The following is a 21114-nucleotide window of genomic DNA, read 5'->3' as shown; positions in this document are numbered from 1 at the left end:
CAAATCTGGGCGGTTCGGGCAGCGACAGTGTCGTCATCGACCGCCTGAATCCGACGGTGACGGTGGCGATCGACGCCGCCTCGCTGAATGATGCGTCGCCGAGCTCACTGGTGACCTTCACGTTCAGCGAAGCGCCGGTCGACTTTGGCGCTGGCGACCTCGAGGTCGTGGGCGGCACGGTCACCGATCTGGCCGCGACCGGCAACCCGCTGGTGTGGACGGCGCAGTTCACCGCGACCGATGGCTTCACGGGACCGGGTTCCGTGACCGTGGCGTCGGACAGCTACACCGATCTTGCGCTGAACCTGGGCGATTCGGGCAGCGACAGTGTCGTCATCGACCGTCTGAACCCGACAGTGACGGTGGCGATCGACGCTGCGTCGCTGAACGATGGGTCGCCCAGTTCGCTGGTGACCTTCACGTTCAGCGAAGCGCCGGTCGACTTCACCGATGCCGCTCTCTCGGTGGCTGGCGGCACCATCAGCGGCCTGGCGGTGACGGCCGATCCGCTGGTGTGGACAGCGCAGTTCACGGCGACTGATGGCTTCTCAGGAGCCGGATCGGTTGCCGTAGTGGCCGGAAGTTATACGGACTTGGCCACGAACCTCGGTGAGTCCGGCAGCGATAGTGTCGTGATCGACCGTCTCAACCCGACGGTGACGGTGGCGATCTCCGACGGCTCGCTCAACGACGGCGATGCCAGCTCTCTGGTGACTTTCACGTTCAGCGAGGAGCCAGTCGACTTTACCGAGGCCTCCCTTTCGGTGGTGGGCGGTGTCGTCACAAGCCTCGCGGCGACGTCCGATCCGCTGGTGTGGACGGCGCAGTTCACGGCAGATGATGGCTTCTCGGGAACGGGTTCGGTCACGGTCCTTTCCGATAGCTTCACGGATACCGCATCGAACCTGGGTGGTTCGGGCAGCGACAGCGTAGCAATCGATCGCTTGAACCCGACGGTGACGGTGACGTTCGCCGAAGAGTCGCTGAGCGATGGTTCGCCGGGCTCGCTGGTGACATTCACGTTCAGTGAAGTGCCGGTCGGCTTCACGGCCTCGGCGCTCTCCGTCGTGGGCGGCTTGGTGACGGACCTCGTACAGGATCTGTCGGGAGACCCGTCGGGCAAGACCTGGACCGCGCAATTCACGGCGGATGACGGTTTCTCGGGACCGGGCTCCATCACGGTCCTGGCCGATAGCTATACGGACGCAGCGCTGAACCTTGGCGGTTTGGGTAACGACAACGTCGCAATCGACCGCTCGAACCCGACGGTCACGGTCGCGATCGACGCCGGGGCGCTGAGCGATGACGCCGCCGGCTCGGCGGTGACGTTCACGTTCAGCGAGGAGCCAGTCGGCTTTACTGCCGCGTCCCTCTCGGTGGTCGGTGGTTCCATCACCGGGCTGGCGGCGACGTCCGATCCGCTGGTGTGGACGGCGCAGTTCACCGCGACCGACGGATTCACGGGAACGGGTTCGGTCACAGTGTTGCCGGACAGCTATACGGACGCGGCGCTGAACGCGGGCAGCTCGGGCGGTGACAGCGTAGCGATCGACCGGCTGAACCCGACGGTGACGGTGGCGATCGACGCCGCTTCGCTGAGCGATGGCGCTTCCGATTCGCTGGTGACGTTCACCTTCAGCGAGGCGCCGGTCGACTTCACGGGCGCCGACCTGCAGGCGGTAGGCGGCGTGGTCACGGGTCTGGCTGTGACATCCGATCCGCTGGTGTGGACGGCTCAGTTCACGGCAAGCGATGGTTTCTCCGGAACCGGGTCGGTCACGGTCGTGGCCGATGGCTACACGGATGCGGCGTCGAACCTCGGCGGCTCGGGCAGCGATACCGTCGCCATCGATCGTCTGAACCCGACGGTGGTGGTGGCGATTGACGCCGGTTCGCTGGACGATGGCGACGTCAGCTCTCTTGTGACGTTTACCTTCAGCGAAGAGCCGGTCGGCTTTACCGACGGGTCCCTCTCGGTGATCGGCGGCACGGTCACGGCTCTGGCGGTCACCAGCGATCCATTGGTCTGGACCGCGCAGTTTACCGCGACCGACGGATTCACGGGTACGGGCTCGATCACGGTCGTATCGGACAGCTACACGGACGCGGCGCTGAACCTTGGCGGCTCGGGCAGCGACAGTGTCGACATCGATCGCCTGAACCCGACAGTGACGGTGGCGATCGACGCTGCCTCGCTAAACGACGGGTCACCGAATTCGCAGGTGACGTTCACGTTCAGCGAAACGCCTGTGGGCTTTACGACCGCGGGCCTGGAGGTGGTGGGCGGCACGGTCACGAACCTCGTGCAGGATTTGCTGGGCGATCCGTCCGGCAAGACCTGGACGGCGGAGTTCACGGCAGACGATGGCTTCTCGGGGCCGGGCTCGATCACGGTTCTGGCCGATAGCTATACGGACGCGGCGCTGAATCTTGGCGGTTCGGGCAGCGACAGTGTCGCGATCGACCGCTCGAACCCGACGGTGACGGTGGCGATCGACGCCGGCTCGCTCAGCGACGGCTCGCCGAGCTCTCTGGTGACCTTCACCTTCAGCGAGGCGCCGGCTGGCTTCACCAGCGCATCCCTTTCGGTGGTTGGTGGCTTGGTCACGGACCTTGTGCAGGACCTGTCGGGAGATCCCTCGGGCAAAACCTACACGGCACAATTCACGGCGGACGACGGCTTCTCCGGATCTGGCTCGATCACCGTCCTGGCGGATAGCTACACTGATTCGGCATCGAACCTGGGCATTTCGGGCAGCGACAGCGTTGCGATCGACCGTCTCAATCCGACGGTGACAGTGGCCATTGCCGACGCCTCACTGAGCGACGGCGATGCCAGCTCCGTGGTGACTTTTACCTTCAGCGAAGAGCCGGTCGATTTCACCAACGCCTCTCTCTCGGTAGTCGGCGGTACGGTCACGGGCCTCGCGGTGACGGGCAATCCGTTGGTGTGGACCGCGCAGTTCACGGCGGATGACGGATTCTCCGGAACGGGTTCGGTCACAGTCCTGTCCGACAGTTACACCGATGCGGCGCTGAACCTTGGCGGTCTGGGCAGCGACAACGTCACAATCGACCGCTTGAATCCGACCGTCACGGTCGCGATCGACGCTGGGTCGCTCAGCGATAGCGACGCCAGCTCTGCAGTGACGTTCACGTTCAGCGAGGAGCCGGTCGACTTCACCAACGCCTCCCTTTCGGTCGTCGGCGGTACGGTCACGGGCCTGGTGGCGACGACCGACCCGCTGGTATGGACGGCGCAATTCACAGCGGACGACGGGTTCTCTGGAACGGGCTCGGTCACAGTCCTGTCCGACAGTTACGTGGACGCAGCGGCGAACCTCGGCGGTTCGGGCAGCGATAGCGTCATGATCGACCGTCTCAATCCGACGGTGGCGGTGGCCATTGCCGACGCTTCACTAAGCGACGGCAATGCCAGCTCGGTGGTGACTTTTACCTTCAGCGAAGAGCCGGTCGATTTCACCAACGCCTCCCTCTCGGTGGTTCGCGGTACGGTCACGGGCCTCGCGGTGACGGGCAATCCGCTGGTGTGGACGGCGCAGTTCACGGCGGATGACGGGTTCTCCGGAACGGGTTCGGTCACGGTCCTGTCCGACAGTTACACCGATGCGGCGTTGAACCTTGGCGGTTCGGGCAGCGACAGCGTCACGATCGACCGCTTGAACCCGACGGTGGCGGTCGCGATCGACGCTGCGTCGTTGAACGACGGTGCGCCGAGCTCGCTGGTGACGTTTACGTTCAGTGAAGAACCGGTCGACTTCACCGAAGATTCGCTCTCTGTGACCGGCGGCGTGGTCTCCGGCCTGGCGGCGACGGGTAATCCGTTGATCTGGACCGCCCAGTTCACGGCGAACGACGGCTTTGCCGGAGCCGGTTCGGTTTCGGTCGTGGCCGATGGTTACACCGATGCAGCGTTGAACCTTGGTGGTTCAGGCAGCGACAGCGTCGTGATCGACCGGCTGAATCCGACGGTCACGGTGGCGATCGACGCTGCGTCGCTGAGCGACGGTGCGCCGAGCTCGCTGGTGACGTTCACGTTCAGCGAGGAACCGGTCGACTTCACGTCCGCCGCCCTCTCGGTGACGGGCGGTACGGTCACGGGGCTGACCGCGACCAGCGATCCGTTGGTCTGGACGGCGCAGTTCACGTCGGATGACGGCTTCTTGGGGACCGGATCGGTCACCGTGATCGCCGACAGCTACACGGATGCAGCACTGAACCTGGGTGGTTCGGGTAGCGACAGCGTCGTGATTGATCGATCCAATCCGACAGTGACGGTAGCGATCGACGCTGCCTCGCTGAGCGATGGTGCGCCGGGTTCGCTGGTGACGTTCACATTCAGCGAAGAGCCCGTTGGTTTCACCTCTGATGCCCTCTCGGTGACGGGCGGTACGGTCACGGGGCTGACCGCGACCAGCGACCCGTTGGTCTGGACGGCCCAGTTCACGGCGGATGACGGTTTCTCGGGAACCGGCTCGGTCGCGGTCATATCCGACAGTTACACGGACGCGGCTCTGAATTCGGGTGCTCCGGGCAGCGACAGCGTCGTGATTGATCGGTCGAATCCGACAGTGATCGTGGCGATCGACGCTGCCTCGTTGAGCGATGGTACGTCGAGTTCGCTGGTAACGTTCACGTTCAGCGAAGAGCCAGTCGGCTTCACGGCGGCCGCCTTGCAGGTGGTGGGCGGCTCGATCACGGATCTTGTGGCGACGTCCGATCCGCTGGTGTGGACGGCGCAGTTCGCCGCGACCGATGGTTTCTCAGGCGCAGGCTCGGTCACGGTCCTGGCCGACAGCTACACCGACGAGGCGGCGAACCTGGGCGGTTCGGGCAGCGATGGCGTCGCCATCGACCGTTTGAACCCGACGGTAACGGTTGCGATCGAAGCCGGAGCACTGAGCGACGGCGCTACCGGTTCCCTAGTGACCTTCACCTTCAGCGAGGCGCCGGTCGGCTTTGGCGATGCAGCGCTCTCGGTCGTGGGTGGCACGGTCACGGACCTTGCGCAGGATCTGCTGGGAGACCCGTCGGGCAAGACGTACACCGCGCAATTCACGGCAGACGATGGCTTCTCGGGCGCCGGTTCGGTCACCGTGGTGGCGGACAGCTACACGGATGCGGCAGCCAACCTGGGCGGTTCGGGCACCGACGGTGTTGCAATCGACCGGTCGAATCCGACGGTGGCGGTAGCGATCGACGCCGTGTCGCTGAGCGACGGCGACGCCAGCGCGTTGATGACCTTCACCTTCAGCGAGGAGCCGGTGGGCTTCACGGCTGCCGCCTTGCAGGTGGTCGGCGGTTCGATCACGGATCTGACGGTGACGTCCGATCCGCTGGTTTGGACGGCGCAGTTCACCGCGACCGATGGTTTCACGGGACCAGGTTCCGTCGCCGTGATGGCTGGAGGTTACACGGATGCGGCGTCGAACCTGGGTGACTCGGGGAGCGACACCGTCGCGATCGATCGGCTGAATCCGACGGTGACGGTGGCGATTGCCGACGATTCGCTGAACGACGGCGACGCCAGCTCGCTGGTGACGTTCACGTTCAGCGAGGAACCGGTCGGCTTCACGGAAGCATCGCTCTCCTTGGTTGGCGGTACGGTCACAGGCCTGGCGGTGACCTCCAATCCACTGGTCTGGACGGCACAGTTCACGGCAGGCGACGGCTTTGCAGGCACAGGCTCGGTCACGGTCCTGACCGACAGCTACACGGACGCGGCGGCAAATCTCGGCGGCTCCGGCAGCGACAGCATCGTCATCGACCGGGTGAACCCGACGGTGACGGTGGCGATTGCCGACGATTCGCTGAACGATGGCGACACCGGCTCGTTGGTGACGTTCACGTTCAGCGAGGCACCGGTCGGCTTCACGGAGGCGTCGCTCTCGGCGGTCGGTGGTATGGTCAACAGCCTGACGGTGACCGCCAATCCGCTGGTGTGGACGGCGCAGTTCACGGCAGACGACGGCTTCGCCGGAGCGGGCTCGGTCACAGTCCTGTCCGACAGCTACACGGACGCGGCGTCCAACCTCGGCGGCTCGGGCAGCGACAACGTCATCATCGACCGGCTGAATCCGACAGTAACGGTGGCGATTGCCGATGATTCGCTGAGCGACGGAGACACCAGCTCGCTGGTGACGTTCACCTTCAGCGAGGCGCCGGTCGGCTTCACGTCAGCCGCTCTGGAAGTGGCGGGCGGCACGGTCACGGGTCTGGCGGCGACGGGCAATCCGTTGATCTGGACGGCGCAGTTCACCGCGACGGATGATTTCTCGGGGGCGGGCTCGGTCACGGTCCTGGCCGACAGCTATGTCGACGAGGCGGGAAACCTCGGCGCGTCGGGCAGCGACAGTGTTGCGATCGACCGACTGAATCCGACGGTGACGGTGGCCATCGATGCTGCGTCGCTGAGCCATGGCTCGCCGAGTTCGCAGGTGACGTTCACGTTCAGCGAGGCGCCGGTCGACTTCACCGCCGCTGACCTGGAAGTAGTGGGCGGCGCGGTCACCGGGTTGGCGGCAACTCTCAATCCGCTGGTGTGGACGGCCCAGTTCACGGCGTCGGAGGGTTTCACGGGAACCGGTTCCGTGGCCGTCACGTCGGAGAGCTATACGGATGCGGCGCTGAATCAGGGTGGCCCGGGCAGCGACAGCGTCTCGATCGACACGACGGCCGACCTGGACGGGAACCTCGCCCTGACGATCCCCGACACCGACATCAACGCGCCGGAGAGGACTGCGGTAGCGTTCTCGGTTTCGGGGCTGGATCCGGATGTAACCACCGCGACGGTGACCTTCACCGATTCCGTCGGTCATACGCTCACGGTCGCAGCGTCGGCCGGGGTTGCCAACTTCTCCTCGTTCGTCAGCGGCAGCGTAAGTTCGATCCTCACCGTCATCGACGCCGTGGGAAATATCGCCTCGGCGGCCGGCGCCACGATCAGCCTGGATGCAGTCAACGGCACGGCCGGCGATGATCTGATCATCGGGGGACCGGGAAATGACACGTTCAATGGGCTCGACGGCAACGACAGGCTGTTTGGCGGTGGCGGAGACGACACGCTGAACGGTGGCGACGGCAACGACAAGTTCGATGGTGGCATCGGCGCCGATACGATGACGGGCGGCGCGGGCAGCGACACCTACTATGTCGATGATCTGGGAGACGTCGTGATCGAGATCGGCGGTGGTATCGACACCATTCGCACGACGGTCGACTTCACGCTGACGATGGGACAGGAGGTCGAATATCTGCGGGCCTCCGGAAATTCTACGATCGGCCTCGTCCTCACCGGCAACGAGTTCGCCAATTCCCTGTTCGGTGGCCTGGGCGACGACACGCTGGTGGGCGGTGACGGCAACGACAAGCTCGATGGCGGCATCGGCGCCGACACGATGAACGGTGGTGCAGGCAACGACACTTTCTATGTCGATTCGGTCGACGATGTCGTGATCGACTCCTCGGGCACTGACACGATCCGCACCAGCGTCGACTACACGCTGGCTGGCGGTCTGGAAATCGAGAAGATGTATGTTTCGGGCACGGCGGGCCTGACCCTGACCGGCAACGAACTGGCCAACTCCCTGTTCGGCGGAGATGGCGTCGACCACCTGAACGGCGGCGACGGCAGCGACAAGCTCGACGGCGGCGCGGGCGCCGATTTCATGGACGGCGGGCTGGGCAACGACACATTCTATGTCGATGACGCCAACGACGTGGTGAGCGATTCGGGCGGCACCGACACCGTGCGCACCACCGTGAGCTACACGCTGGCCAGCGGCGTAGAGATCGAAAACCTGCGTGCCTCGGGCACCGATGGCCTGACGCTGACCGGCAACGAGCTCGCCAACTCCATCTTCGGCGGCGCCGGCATCGACCACCTCTACGGTGGCGGCGGCAACGACAAGCTGGATGGCGATGCCGGTGCCGACGTCATGGTGGGCGGTGACGGCAACGACACCTATTACGTCGACGATGCCGGCGATGTCGTGACGGAAGGGGCTGGTGTCGACAGCGGCATCGATACCGTCCGCGCCTCCGTGAGCTACACGCTCACCGAGAATGTCGAGAAGCTGATACTGTCCGATGCCGGTGACATCGACGGGATGGGCAACGATCTCGCCAATACGCTGACCGGCAATGCCGGCCACAACCTGCTCGATGGCGGTGTGGGCGCCGATATACTGTCCGGCGGCGGAGGCGGCGACACCTTCCGCTTCAGCACTGCACTGGGGCCGACGAATGTCGACCGCATCGTTGCCTTCGATCATGCTGGCGACACGATCCAGCTCGATCGAAGCATCTTCACCGCGCTTTCGCTGGGCACACTCGATGCCGGCGCCTTCAACTTGGGCGCCGTGGCGACCGAGGCCGACGACCGCATCCTCTACAACGCGGCCGGAAAGGCTCTGTATTACGATGCGGACGGCGTCGGCGGTGTCGCGGCGGTGAAGTTCGCGACGGTCACCACGCTCACCGGCACGCTCGATCACACGGACTTCCTGGTGGTGTAGCGCGAAGCGCGGGGCTTGTTTTCCCGCGCCTCTTTCTGCGGCAGACTCGGGGCCATGAAATCTCCCTCACGGGCAAGACGGCTGAGCCTTTCGGTGGCGCCGGGAACGACCGTTTCCGCGCTCTACCGGAAGGCGCCCGACGCTTTGGCGCTGCTTGTCCTCGCACACGGGGCAGGGGCCGGCATGACGCATCCGTTCATGACGGCCATGGCCGAACTGTTTGCTGAAAGGGGTGTGAGCACGCTCCGGTTCCAGTTTCCGTACATGGAGGCCGGCTCCAGGCGGCCCGATCGCCCGGCTGTCGCGCACACCGCGGTGCGGGTGGCTGTCGGGAGGGCGGCAAAGCTGGCGCCGGCGCTCCCGCTGTTTGCGGGAGGCAAATCGTTCGGTGGGCGAATGACCTCGCAGGCACAGGCGCTGGAGCCGCTTCCCAACGTCCGTGGCCTGGTGTTCCTGGGCTTCCCGCTTCATCCGCCGGACAAGCCCTCGGTCGATCGGGCGGAACATCTTCGCGAGGTCGACGTGCCGCAGTTGTTCATTCAGGGCACGCGCGATGCGTTGGCCCGGCCGACCCTCCTGCGAGGCGTTGTCCGGCGTCTGGGGAGGAAAGCCACACTCCGGATGGTGAAAGACGCGGATCATTCCTTTGGCGTTCTCGTTCGATCCGGTCGAACCCATCAGGAGGTTCTTGTCGAGATTGCCGAAAGCGCGGCCACCTGGATGCACACGCTTCCGTGACTCTCGCGGCATGTTCGTCGTCTTGTTCGTGTCGGCCTGATCGCTAAATTGAGAACGGTTAAGCGCAGGAGCTCTCGAATGAGAAATCTGATCGCCTATGCGTTCATGCTGGCTGCTGCTTTCATGGTGGTGGGCTGCGCGTCGGGCGCGAACGGTGGCCCCGGAGATGGTCGATACGCCGACCATGACGGGGGCCGCAGCAATTTCCGCGGCGGAGGGTGACGCTTCGCACGCCGGCGCTCTGCTCGTGCGTGTCCGGGGGATCGGCTCCGGGTTAACTTTTACCTCCGTCCACGGCTGCATCCCGCTATATTGGCGGTGTCTGTTGTGCGGGGAGTGAAATCCAGTGGCATTGCCATCGTCTATCGCCGTCATGAGCGGTCTTGCCCTCGAGGTGGCCGTCAATCGTTGGCTGAAACCGGCCTTCGAGGCTGCATCGCCCTATCGCCTGGAGATTGATTGGCGTCCGACCACGGCCATCATGAAGTCGATCGCCGAGGGGCAGCGCGCCGACGTCGTCATCGCCATCAATGGCTCCATGGACAAGCTCTGCGCCGACCGCATCGTGCGTCCCGAGACCCGTGTCTGTCTCGCCGACTCGATCCTGGGCGTCGGCGTCCGCGAGGGCGCGCCGAAGCCCGATGTCTCGACGGTCGAGGCGTTCAAGCGGACGCTGGTCGGCGCGAGGGGCGTGGCCTACTCCAAGGCCGGCGCGAGCGGCATCTACTTCACCGGACTGATCGAGCGACTGGGCATTGCCGCGGAGGTCGGTGCGCGCGCTGTCACGATCCCGATGGGCTTCACCGGCGAGAAGGTCGCGAGCGGTGAGGCCGACATCGCGATCCAGCAGGTGAGCGAGCTGATGTCGGTCCCCGGCGTCGCCGTCGCCGGCCCGTTTCCCCCTGAGGTCCAGACCGTCTCGACCTTCGATGCCGCCATCTTTGCCGATGCCAGGAACGCCGAAGGCGCCGCCGCGCTGATGGCGCTGCTCGCCTCGCCCACTGCTGCGAAGGCCTATGGTGATGGCGGTCTGGTATCCCGCCTGTCGCATTCCTGATCGCCGCATTCCTGAAAACGCTCCAATTTCGAAAGACCGCTCTCATGTCGAAGAAGCGCCGCGTCGTCCTCCTGCATGGCACGCCCGTCGCCGTGGAACCCATCCAGCGTGCGTTTGCCTCGCGTTGGCCCGAGGCCGAGATCGTCGACCTGCTCGACGCCTCGCTGTCGATCGATCGCGCCAAGGACGATGACCTGACGCCGCGCATGTTCGAGCGCTTCGTCGAACTCGGCGACTATGCGCATCGCATCGGGGCCGAGGCGATCCTCGTCACCTGCTCGGCGTTCGGGCCGGCAATCGAACGCATGGCAAAGGAACTGCCGGTGCCGGTGCTGAAGCCCAACGAAGCGATGTTCCGGGAGGCGATCGGCCGGGGGCAGAAGATTGGCATGCTCGCGACCTTCGCGCCGTCGGTGCTGACCATGACGGAGGAGTTCGAGCAGTTCGTTGCTGAGGCGGGCGCCAAGGCGACGCTCGAGACGATCGTCGTCGAGGGCGCCATGGATGCGTTGCGCAAGGGCGACGCCGACCGGCACAACGCGCTGATCGCCGCGCGGGCGCCCGAGCTCGCGCACTGCGACGCCATCATGCTCGCGCACTTCTCGACGTCGCGCGCGCTGGCGGCAGTCACCGCCGCGGTCAAGACACCGGTGCTCACGGCGCCCGATGCCGCGGTCGACCGCATCAGGGCCGCCATCGCGGGCTGATGCCCGCGATCGCGCGGATGAAAGTTCCGGCAGTATTGGTTTGAAGGAGGATATCGTGGCAAAGCGAACCGTCGAGAGCCCGCAGGCGATGAAGGCGCTGGTCGGTCAGGAGCTGGGCGTCAGCGACTGGCTGGTCATCACACAGGAGCGCATCAACACGTTCGCCGAGGCGAGCGGCGACCATCAGTGGATCCATGTCGATGTCGAGCGCTGCAAGACGGACATGCCGGATGGCAAGACCATCGCGCACGGCAATCTTACCTTCTCCGTGATCTCCACCTTCGCCCGCGATGTCCTCAAGATCGACAATATGCGGAACGGCATCAACTACGGCTCGAACAAGGTGCGCTACACGAACCCCGTGCAGGTCGGCGCGCGCATCCGCGGCCGCCAGAAGCTGCTCGCCGCCGACGACATGCCCAACGGCGGCATCCGCATGACGTACCAATGGACCGTCGAGATCGAGGGCAAGGATCGTCCGGCGTGTGTTGCCGAGACCATGAGCATCGCCTACGCCAAGGCATAGGCGACGACGCCCTGCGTCGCCGCCGCTCCTGTGACTACTTCCGCTTCAGATAGTCGATCGCGAGATAGCTGAGCGCGCGCACGCCGTACTTGAGCGCGGGCTCGTGGACGCGGAAGAGCGGCGAATGGTTGGCCGGCGCCTGCAGCGGGTCGACGTCCGGCGGCACGATGCCCAGAAAGAAGAACATGCCCGGCACGACTTGGGCGAGATACGAGAAATCCTCGGCGCCCATCACCGGGCGCACCTCGGTGACGCGCTGGGGATCGAGACCGTCCTTCAGGCTGTTGGTGCCCCAGTCGGTGAGCGGCGGATCGTTGTAGGTCACCGGCACGCCCTCGAAGACCGTGACGGTGGCCTTGCCGCCGGCGGCATCGGCGATAGTGGTGGCGGTCTTGTCGATGCGCTTCCAGATCTCGGCGCGCACCCCCTCATCGTGGGCGCGGATGGTGCCTTCCATGGCGACCGAGTCGGGCAGGATGTTGTTGCGCACGCCGCCATGGATGGTCGAGACCGAGATGACCGCTGGCGAGAGGGTGGGATCCAGCTGACGGCTGACGATGGTCTGCAACGCCAGGATGATCTGCGCCGAGGTGACGACGGGATCGATGCCGCGCCACGGCTGCGAGCCGTGCGTCTGACGGCCCTCGACGTCGATCTTGAGGCGATCCGCGCTCGCCATCAGCCCGCCGGGACGGAGAGCAATCACGCCGGAGCGGATGCCCGAGGTGACGTGCAGACCGAACACGGCGGACGGCGCCGGGTTCTGCATGCAGCCGTCCGCGATCATCGCCTGGGCGCCGCTCGGGCGGCCGTCGTTGGAGCCTTCCTCGTTGGGCTGGAAGATCAGCTTCACCGTGCCCGGGATCTCGTCCTTCATGCCGGCCAGGATCTCGGCCACGCCCATCAGGATGGCGACGTGGCAATCGTGGCCACAGGCATGCATCACCGGCACGGTCTGCCCAAGATACTGCTGCTTGGCCTTGGAGGCGAAGGGCAGGTCGACACGTTCCTCGACGGGCAGCGCATCCATGTCGGCACGCAGCGCCACGACGCCGCCGGGCTTGCCGCCCTTCAGCACGCCCACCACGCCTGTGATGCCGACGCCTGTCCTCACTTCGTAGCCGAGCTTCTTCAGATGCTCGGCGGCGAGCGCGGCGGTGCGCGTCTCCTGATAGGAAAGCTCCGGGTTCTCGTGAATGTCGCGCCGCCAGGCGATGACTTTGTCCTCGATCTTGAGGGCGGCTGCGGAAATGCGTTCGGAAAGTTCGTTGCCGGTGATTACATCGTTCATGCCGCGAGTGTCCTAGACGACAGGGCGGGTGCGCAAGGACTTCCTGTTTGCCCGTCACAGGTGTTGGCGGCAGCCAGTGGTTGGTAGGCCCGGCAGGATTCGAACCTGCGACATAACCGTTATGAGCGGCTCGTTCTAACCGCTGAACTACGGGCCCCCGCAACCGCGTGGTCGCGCCCCGGACGCCGGGGCCCGACCTTATAGCGCTACTATTCGGCGGGCGGCACGAACATATAGCCGACGCCGCGCACGGTGCGGATGACCGTCGGCTTGTCGGGGGCCGGCTCGATCTTGCGGCGGATGCGGGTGATCCGGAGGTCGATCGCGCGGTCGAACGGGTCGCGCGCGCGGTGGCTGGTGGTCTCCAGCAGCCAGTCGCGCGACAGCGGCCGGTTGGGGTTCTCGGCGAAGGTCTTCAGGATGTCGAACTCGCCCGAGGTCAGCGGCACGTCGGTGTTCGCGGCGTCGATGAGCTGGCGGCGCGACAGGTCCAGCATGTGGCCACCCATGCGCACGCGTTCGAGCCGCGAGGGGGTGGCCTTGTTCACCGAGCGGCGCAGCACGCTCTTGCAGCGCGCGAGAAGTTCGCGCGGCTCGTAGGGCTTGGCGACATAGTCGTCGGCGCCGCTCTCCAGACCCAGCACCTTGTCGACCGGGTCGGCCGACGCCGTCAGCATGATGATGCCGACGCGGGTGTTGCTCTCGCGTAGCCAGCGGGCCAGCGCGAAGCCATCCTCCTGGCCTGGAAGCTGGACGTCGAGCAGGACCAGGTCGGGCATGGAGCGGGCGATCTGGCGGCGCATCTGGGCGCCGTTCTCGACCGCGGTCACCTTGAGTTCGTGGTTGGAAAGGTAGGTCTCGGCGGCTTTACGCTGAAACGCGTCGTCCTCGACCAGCAATACGGACGGAAGCTGCATGACTTAATCCAAAATATGAACGAACAATATAATGCCTTCAAAATAACATGATTTCTCAAGGAATTATATCGTTTTCTTGAGATATTTGATACGATCGAGGCTGACGTAAAACCTCAAGTTCTAGCCGCCCGTCGGAGGCGGCGCCCCAAACCCTAGTCGCAGGATAGCCAATGACTCTCGTCGCCGCTGATCCGGCTTCCTCGCGGATCGACGAGGCGCAGGAAGCGGCCCGGCAGGATGGCTTCGTGCGCGCCGAGCTGGTGCGGCGGCTGTACGGGGGTTCGGCGCAGTCGCGCTACTTCGCCTTCGTCCTGTGGCCGGTGATCGCCGCCATCTACTGGCGGCAGATCGACCCTGCGGAACTGCTGGGCCCGTTCGTGGCCTACCTCGCGGTGACATTCGCCTTCGATATCCTCCGGCACAATTTTGCGCGCGCCCGACCCGACGACGGAGAGGCGCTGCGCTGGGGCTGGTGGTTCGCGGGCCTCTCGTTCCTGGCCGGCGCCTGCTGGGGCTGGGCCGGGTTCCTGCTGGCGTCCAAGGACTTCGAGCTGCAGCGCATGCTGCTCGGGCTCGTGCTGCTGGCCACGGTCACCACGGCCGTGCCGATCCGCTCGGCCCATCCGCCGACCTTCTATGCCTTCGCCGTCGCGACGGCGGCGCCGCTGCTGCTGGTGCTGATCGCTTCGGGCGGTCCGTTCTACCAGCTCGTCGGCATCGCCGGCGCCGCCTATGTCGGCCATCTGATGGCCTATGTGCGCGACGTGCATCGCTGGCAGTACGACAACATCGCGCTGGCCTACGAGAAAGACGATCTCGCGCGCCGGCTGCAGGTCGCCTACGACGAGGCACGCCATGCGCGCGACGCGGCGCTGGAAGCGCAGCGCGAGGCCGAGAAGGCCAACCAGTCGAAGTCGACGTTCCTCGCGACCATGAGCCACGAGATCAGGACGCCGATGAACGGCGTGCTGGGCATGATCGACGTGCTGGAGCGCACCAGGCTTTCGGCCGAGCAGCGCGATTCGCTGGGCACGGTACGCTACTCCGCATCTTCTCTGCTGCGGATCATCGACGACATTCTCGACTTCTCGAAGATCGAAGCGGGCCATCTCCAGCTGGAGCAGATCGAGTTTTCGACCGTCGAGCTGATCGAGGGTGTGGCCGAGACACTGGCCGCGAAGGCCGCCGAAAAAGGGTTGATGCTATCGGCCTTCGTGGCGCCCGACGTGCCCGCGCGCGCGATCGGAGATCCGCTGCGCTTGCAGCAGATCCTGTTCAACCTGCTGGGCAACGCCATCAAGTTCACCGGGACCGGCTCGGTCCGCCTCGTCCTCGAACGCGAGGCGTCGGCGCACGGGCAGGGGCTGACGCTGCGCATCCGGGTGGCCGACACCGGCATCGGTCTCACGGCGGGGCAGCGCGAGCGGTTGTTCCAGCCTTTCGTCCAGGCCGACAGTTCCACCACCCGGCGCTTCGGCGGCACCGGCCTCGGCCTGTCCATCGTGCGTCGCCTCGCCGAGGCGATGCGAGGGCGCGTGGAGATCGAGAGCGAGCCGGGCGTCGGGTCGACCTTCATCGTCACGGTGAGGCTTGGCCTGGCAGCCGATGGTGCGGTCGTGGCCGATCCGCCGCTCAAGGGCCTGTCGCTGGTCCTGTCCCTGCCGGATCCCGAAGAAAGTGCTGCCTTCGCGCGCTACCTGCGCGACGCCGGCGCCGAGGTCGATGTCGTGGTGTCGAACCTGACGGCGGTGAGCATTGATGGGGTGACGAACCAGATCGCTCTCGCCGACCTCAAGCGCCCGTGGCGACGCGACGTGCTCGTGCGGGCGATCGCGCGCGCCGCGGGCCGAACGAAGTGTCCGACGGCGTCCGCGGAGACGCCGAAGCCGGCCGGACGATTGAACGGCCGTGTGCTGGTGGTCGACGACAATTCGGTCAACCGCAAGATTTTGGCGCGACAGCTCGAGCTTGCGGGCGCCTCGACGGACGTGGCGGCGAGCGGCGAGCAAGCCATAGAGCTGTGGCGCAAGGGCGGCTACGACCTCATGCTCGCGGACCTTCAGATGCCGGACATGGACGGCTTCGAACTCGCCCGGAATGTCCGCGCACACGAAGCCGCGACGGGCCAGAGGCGGCTGCCGATCCTCGCCGTCACCGCCAGCGCCTTCGAGGAGCAGGAGGAGCGCAGCCGCGCGGCCGGCATGGACGGCTTCATCACCAAGCCGGTCGGCATCGAGCAGCTGAGGGCAACCCTCGACGTCTGGCTGAAGGATGCGACCGCGGAGCGTGTGGCATGAGCGAAGCTTATGATCGCAGCCGGCTGGTCGAGCTGTTCGGCAACGATCCGTCCACCCTGGCCGAGATCGAGCGCGAGTTTTTAGACACTGCGCAGGGGGCTCAGCGTGAAATTCGGGCCACCGACGATCTCAAGCTGATCGCGCAGGCGGCGCATCGCGTGAAGGGCGCCTCGGGCATGATCGGTGCCGGCGCTCTCAGTCGGGTCGCCGAAGCGGTGGAACATGCTGCCAAAGCACACGACTTGCAGAGCGTGCGTCGGCTCGACGAGACGTTCAGCCGGGAAGTGACGCGAGTCGCCTCCCTTATGTCATCCTGAGCGTAGCGAAGGATCTCACGCCAGCCCGGGAGCCTTCCGGTCGTTCCGCAAGGTCCTTCGCTGCGCTCAGGACGACATTTGTCAGCGGCGCGGCCGCAGCATCACGGTCGCGGAGTAGGAGAGCAGGGCGCGGTCGTTCTGCTCCAGCAATCCGCGCAGGAAGGCGATCGACTTGCCGCGCTTGGGGACTTCGACGCGCGTGACAAGTGGCGCGGAGATGTCGCCGGCCGACAGGAACTCGGCGGCAAAGGAGACGGTGGTGGGCCCCATGTCGGTCGCCATCGCCGCGGCGCGTGTGATGGCCGTGTCGGCGAAGCTCATCATGTAGCCGCCGTGCAGCGCGCCGCCGGAGTTGCACATGCGCGCGAGCGTCGGCTGCACCAGCGAGGCGCCGTCGGTTTCCTTGCGCACGAAGGCCGGGCCGATATGCGTGGAGTAGGCGCTGGCCTTGAACGGCTCGAAGCCTTCCGGCACGACCTGCGGCGGCAGGTCGATGCGTGACGGAGCCTGCTCGTCCTTGCGCGCCATCGCCTTGGCGCGCGCGACGTGGCGGCACACGCCCGACCACAGCGCGATGGTGCGGCCTTCCTGGGTGATCGAGCCGCGCGCGAAGGCGAGGCGGCCCGTCACCTGCAGCGGCTCGCCGCGCGCTTCCAGCGGCGGTCCAATGACCGCGCCGTTCAGGAACTCGACGGCGATGCTCACCGTCATGGCGAAGGAGCTGTTGGTCCCGCCGTCGGCCGCGCGGCCCGCCACCAGGCAGAGCGCATAGTCGGCGAAGGTCAGGATGCCGCCGCCATGCACGCCGCCCATGTAGTTGCCGTGGCGCGGCAGGGTCGGCATCACGCAATGCATCGTACCTGCCTTGCGGGCGTCGCCCTGCAGCTCGAAGAAGAGCGGCCCGACATGATCCTCGAAGGGATCGGACGGCACGAAAACCGTGTAGCGGGAAAGGTCGATGCCCCAGGAGGCAAGGTCGGGACGCATGTCGGGCATTGGCTCTTGTGAAGCTTCGTTGGCGGGTTCTAATAGGGGAGAATCACCCAATCACAAAGAGCCACGGAGCGAAACGTCATGGCGGATGCCACCCACAAGATCGAGGTCCGGCGCGACAAGCGCGATGCCGGTGTGGTGGCCCATCTGGTGTTCGACAATGCCCGGCGTCTCAACGTCCTCAACCCATCGGCTCTGCACGATCTCACCGCGGCCTTCCACGCACTCTCGGCCGAGGAAGATCTGCGAGTCGTCGTCTTCTCCGGCGCCGGCGGTCGCGCCTTCATCGGCGGCGCCGACATCAACCACATGGCGGGGATGCGCACGTCCGAGGACGGACGCGCGTTCATCACCATGGTCCACAAGCTCTGCCAGTCGATCCGCGACTGTCCCGTGCCGGTGATCTGTCGCCTCGAAGGCTACACCTTGGGCGCAGGTCTCGAAGTGGCGGCGGCCTGCGACATGCGCATCGCCACCGATACGGCGCATTTCGGCATGCCCGAGGTGAAGGTCGGTATTCCCTCCGTGGTCGAGGCCGCGCTGTTGCCGCGCCTGATCGGCTGGGGCCGCACCTCGTGGCTGCTGCTCACCGGCGAGAACATCGACGCCCGCAAGGCCGAGGCCTGGGGCATGATCGAAGAGATGGTCGAGGCTTCGAAGATCGATGCCGCGATCGAGCGCTGCGTGCACTCGATCATCGAGGCGACGCCGCTCGCGGTGCGTGCGCAGAAGCGCCTGATGCGCCGCTGGGAGCGCCTGCCGCTCGACGAGGCGGTGCAGGCCGGCATCGATTCCTTCGCCCAGTCGGTCGCAGAGGGCGAGCACATCGAGCGCATGGGCGCCTTCGTCAATCGCAAGAAGAAGTAAGAAAAGAGCTACCCAATGATCGACCGTCGTCAGTTCCTCGTGTCCTCCGCGGCGGCCGCCGTGCTGGGACCGACCGTATCGACCGCCGCGCTGGCGCAAGCTGCGTGGCCTGCCAAGCCGATCAGCATCGTGATCCTGTTCGCCGCCGGCAGCGGCACCGACACGATGGCGCGCATCTTCGCCGAGAAGCTCTCCGCACAGCTCGGCCAACCGGTCACCATCGACAACAAGCCCGGCGCCAACGGCACGATCGCCGGCGCCGCCGTGGCGCGTGCCGCGCCCGACGGCTACACGCTGATGTTCACCTCGAACACTTCGCATGCGGCGGCCGCGGCGCTGGTGAAGAACGTGCCCTACGACCAAGTGAAAGATTTCGAGACCATCGGCTTCGTCGGCCTGGTCCCATTCTGCGTCGTCGCCAATCCCGGCGCACCCTTCAGCACCATCCAGGAGCTGGTGGCCTACGCCAAGGCCAATCCGGGCAAGCTCTCCTACGGCACCGGCAACAGCACCGGCGTGGTCGCCGGCGAAACGCTGAAGCGGATGCTGGGCTTCGACGCCGTGCAGGTGCCCTACAAGAGCGTGCCGCCGGCCCTGAACGACGTGCTGAGCGGCACCCTGCAGTACATGGTGGCCGACATCGGCACCGTGCTGCCGCACATCAAGTCGGGCAGAGTGAAGCCGATCGTGTCGATCTCGTCCGAGCGCTCGCCCAACCTGCCCGACCTCAAGACGCTACGCGAGCAGGGCATCGAGTTCGACCTCGACGGCTGGTACGCGATGTTCGCGCCGGCCAAGACGCCGCGTCCGATCATCGACAAGCTGAATGCGATCATCCGGGAAGAATATGCGAAGCCCGAGATGCAGCAGCGCATGCGCGACTTCAACGTGATCCTGAAGCCCGGCTCGCCGGAAGAGCTGCTCGCCTTTCAGAAGGCCGAGATCGAGAAGTGGACCAAGCTCGCACGCGAGGCGGGGATCCAGCCGGAGGGTTGAGCCATGAGCGAGACGACCGCGAAGACTGTCCGCATCGGTTGCCATTCGGGATTCTGGGGCGACACCGAGACGGCCGCCGTGCAGCTCGTCCGCCATGGCAACGTCGACTATCTGGTGAGCGACTATCTCGCCGAAGTCACCATGTCGATCATGGCGGCGCAGAAGCTGCGTAACCAGCAGGCAGGTTACGCCGTCGACTTCGTGTCGGTCGTGATGGCGCCGCTCGCCCGCGAGATCGCCGAGACGAAGATCAAGGTCGTGACCAATGCCGGCGGCGTCAATCCGCTGGCGTGCCGCGATGCCGTTTTGAAGGCCTGCGAGGCCGCGGGCGTGACGCTGAAGGTCGCGGTCGTACTGGGTGACGACATCCTGCCGCGAGTCGACGAGTTCCGCGCCGCCGGCATTCGCGAGATGGACACGGGTGCCGAGCTGCCGGGCAAGATCGCCAGCATGAACGCCTATCTCGGCGGCTTCCCGATCGCGCGCGCCCTGGCCGAGGGCGCCGACGTGGTCATCACCGGACGCTGTGTCGACTCGGCCGTGACCCTGGGCGCGCTGATCCACGCGTTTTCGTGGACGCCGGAAGAGTTCGACCGGCTGGCCGCCGGCACGCTGTGCGGCCACATCATCGAATGCGGCGCGCAGTGCAACGGCGGCAACTTCACCGATTGGCGACTGGTGCCCGACTACGACAACATGGGTTTCCCGATCGCCGAAGTGTCGAGTGACGGCAGCTTCGTGCTCTCAAAGCCCGACAATACCGGCGGCCTGATCAGCACCGCGACGGTCGCCGAACAGATGCTCTACGAGATCGGCGATCCGCGCGCCTACATGGTGCCCGACGTCGTCTGCGACTTCACGCAGGCGACCTATGAACAGGTGGGCAAGGATCGCGTTCGCGTGAGCGGCGCGAAGGGCCGGCCGCCCACGGACACCTACAAGGTCTCGACCACCTGGCCCGACGGCTACAAGTTCAGCTCGATCTTCATGCTGGGTGGGCGCGAGGCGGTGGCCAAGGGGCGCCACAGCGCCGAGTCGATCATCAAGAAGACGCGCCGTATGTTTGCCGAGAAGGGCATGGCCGACTATCGCGACGTCAGCATCGAGGTGATCGGCAGCGAGGCGACCTACGGGCCGCATGGCCGCACGCCCGATGCGCGCGAGGTCGTGGTGAAGATCGCCGCCAAGCACGACCAGAAGGAAGCGCTCGGCCTGCTCGGGCGCGAGATCTCGCCCATGTCGACCGGTGGCGTCGTCGGCATGACCGGCAGCTTCGGCGCCGGCCGTGTCTCGCCGTCGCCCGTCATCCGCATGTTCTCCTGCCTCGTGCCGAAGTCGATGGTGCCGGTCACGGTCGATGTCGGCGGCCACCAGATTGCCTTGCAGGAAGGCGCCCGCAGCGGCGGCTTCACGGCGGCCCAGTTGCCTGTCGAGGCACCGGCCGCCAAGCCGCAGCCGGGTGGGGATACGACGACCGTGCCGCTGGTTGCGCTTGCCTACGGCCGCTCGGGCGACAAGGGCGACAATGCCAATATAGGCATCTTCGCCCGCCAGCCGGAGTACGAGCCCATCCTCGAGGCCGAAGTGACGGAGGAGGCGGTCGCGAAGTATTTCGCCCATCGCATCAACGGCCCTGTCACGCGCTGGCGGCTGCCCGGCATCAAGGGTTTCAATTTCCTGCTGCGCCAGGCGCTGGGCGGTGGCGGGATGGCCTCGTTGAAGGCCGATCCGTTGGCCAAGGCCTTCGCGCAGATGCTTTTGGACATGCCTGTCCGCGTGCCGAAGGCGCTGGCAGCGAAGCTCGGCACTTAACCTGCTCTGACCTCTTCATCCTGAGGATGAAGTTGAGGTGAGGGGTAATTGGCAAGTTT

The 21114-nt window shown here is 65.8% G+C and carries 14 protein-coding genes and 1 tRNA gene; 11 read left to right on the top strand and 4 right to left on the bottom strand.

The genetic code is table 11. From position 1 onward, the window contains the following. The first annotated feature begins 5 nt into the window (after positions 1–5). The 6 genes from AC1RP5_RS18920 to AC1RP5_RS18895 all read left to right on the top strand — a co-directional run bounded on the left by AC1RP5_RS18920 (position 6) and on the right by AC1RP5_RS18895 (position 11565). Positions 6–8537 carry an Ig-like domain-containing protein gene (locus AC1RP5_RS18920; RefSeq protein ID WP_493113392.1) on the top strand — a complete coding sequence of 2844 codons (8532 nt, stop codon included), beginning with the start codon at positions 6–8 and terminating at the stop codon, positions 8535–8537. 54 nt (positions 8538–8591) lie between these two features. Continuing rightward, positions 8592–9275: an alpha/beta hydrolase family protein gene (locus AC1RP5_RS18915; protein ID WP_493113077.1), complete on the top strand. Its 684-nt coding sequence runs from the start codon at positions 8592–8594 to the stop codon at positions 9273–9275. 78 nt (positions 9276–9353) lie between these two features. Then, on the top strand, positions 9354–9497 hold the full coding sequence (locus AC1RP5_RS18910) for a hypothetical protein (protein ID WP_493113075.1): 144 nt from the start codon (positions 9354–9356) through the stop codon (positions 9495–9497). A 151-nt stretch (positions 9498–9648) separates the two neighbouring features. Further along, complete coding sequence (locus tag AC1RP5_RS18905; RefSeq protein WP_493113073.1) at positions 9649–10332, top strand: molybdate ABC transporter substrate-binding protein; 684 nt, start codon at positions 9649–9651, stop codon at positions 10330–10332. A 44-nt stretch (positions 10333–10376) separates the two neighbouring features. Next, the gene (locus tag AC1RP5_RS18900) at positions 10377–11039 is read left to right on the top strand and encodes an aspartate/glutamate racemase family protein (protein WP_493113071.1); all 663 of its coding nucleotides are present in this window, start codon (positions 10377–10379) and stop codon (positions 11037–11039) included. Positions 11040–11094: 55 nt separating this feature from the next. After that, the gene (locus tag AC1RP5_RS18895) at positions 11095–11565 is read left to right on the top strand and encodes a MaoC family dehydratase (protein WP_493113069.1); all 471 of its coding nucleotides are present in this window, start codon (positions 11095–11097) and stop codon (positions 11563–11565) included. A 34-nt stretch (positions 11566–11599) separates the two neighbouring features. On the opposite strand, the gene AC1RP5_RS18890 is transcribed toward AC1RP5_RS18895, so the two are convergent. The 3 genes from AC1RP5_RS18890 to AC1RP5_RS18880 form a co-directional block, all read right to left on the bottom strand. Continuing rightward, a complete protein-coding gene (locus AC1RP5_RS18890) occupies positions 11600–12856 on the bottom strand; it encodes an amidohydrolase (protein WP_493113067.1) in 1257 nt (418 codons plus the stop codon). Between the two features lie 81 nt (positions 12857–12937). After that, positions 12938–13013 (bottom strand) — tRNA-Ile (locus AC1RP5_RS18885). 52 nt (positions 13014–13065) lie between these two features. Next, positions 13066–13773, bottom strand: a complete 708-nt coding sequence (locus tag AC1RP5_RS18880) for a response regulator (protein WP_493113065.1) — start codon at positions 13771–13773, stop codon at positions 13066–13068. Positions 13774–13943: 170 nt separating this feature from the next. Here AC1RP5_RS18880 and AC1RP5_RS18875 point away from each other — a divergent pair, with 170 nt between their 5' ends. Together AC1RP5_RS18875 and AC1RP5_RS18870 are read left to right on the top strand one after the other, a co-directional pair. After that, complete coding sequence (locus tag AC1RP5_RS18875; RefSeq protein ID WP_493113063.1) at positions 13944–16070, top strand: ATP-binding protein; 2127 nt, start codon at positions 13944–13946, stop codon at positions 16068–16070. Beyond that, positions 16067–16387, top strand: a complete 321-nt coding sequence (locus AC1RP5_RS18870) for an Hpt domain-containing protein (protein ID WP_493113061.1) — start codon at positions 16067–16069, stop codon at positions 16385–16387. The genes AC1RP5_RS18875 and AC1RP5_RS18870 overlap by 4 nt, the downstream gene beginning before the upstream one ends. Before the next feature lie 81 nt (positions 16388–16468). On the opposite strand, the gene AC1RP5_RS18865 is transcribed toward AC1RP5_RS18870, so the two are convergent. Continuing rightward, entirely contained in the window at positions 16469–17383 is a 915-nt protein-coding gene (locus tag AC1RP5_RS18865) for a PaaI family thioesterase (RefSeq protein WP_493113059.1), read from the bottom strand. Between the two features lie 78 nt (positions 17384–17461). Between AC1RP5_RS18865 and AC1RP5_RS18860 the strand changes: the two genes are divergently transcribed. Genes AC1RP5_RS18860 through AC1RP5_RS18850 form a run of 3 tightly spaced genes read left to right on the top strand, consistent with a single transcriptional unit; the run spans position 17462 to position 21055 of the window. Further along, positions 17462–18247 carry an enoyl-CoA hydratase gene (locus tag AC1RP5_RS18860; protein ID WP_493113057.1) on the top strand — a complete coding sequence of 262 codons (786 nt, stop codon included), beginning with the start codon at positions 17462–17464 and terminating at the stop codon, positions 18245–18247. A gap of 15 nt (positions 18248–18262) precedes the next feature. Then, positions 18263–19243 carry a Bug family tripartite tricarboxylate transporter substrate binding protein gene (locus AC1RP5_RS18855; protein WP_493113055.1) on the top strand — a complete coding sequence of 327 codons (981 nt, stop codon included), beginning with the start codon at positions 18263–18265 and terminating at the stop codon, positions 19241–19243. A 3-nt stretch (positions 19244–19246) separates the two neighbouring features. Then, the gene (locus tag AC1RP5_RS18850) at positions 19247–21055 is read left to right on the top strand and encodes an acyclic terpene utilization AtuA family protein (RefSeq protein ID WP_493113053.1); all 1809 of its coding nucleotides are present in this window, start codon (positions 19247–19249) and stop codon (positions 21053–21055) included. The last annotated feature ends 59 nt before the right edge of the window (positions 21056–21114 follow it).

Source organism: Reyranella sp. GW821-FHT12G01 (genome assembly GCF_058806575.1).
This window is presented reverse-complemented; position numbering and strand designations above follow the sequence as displayed.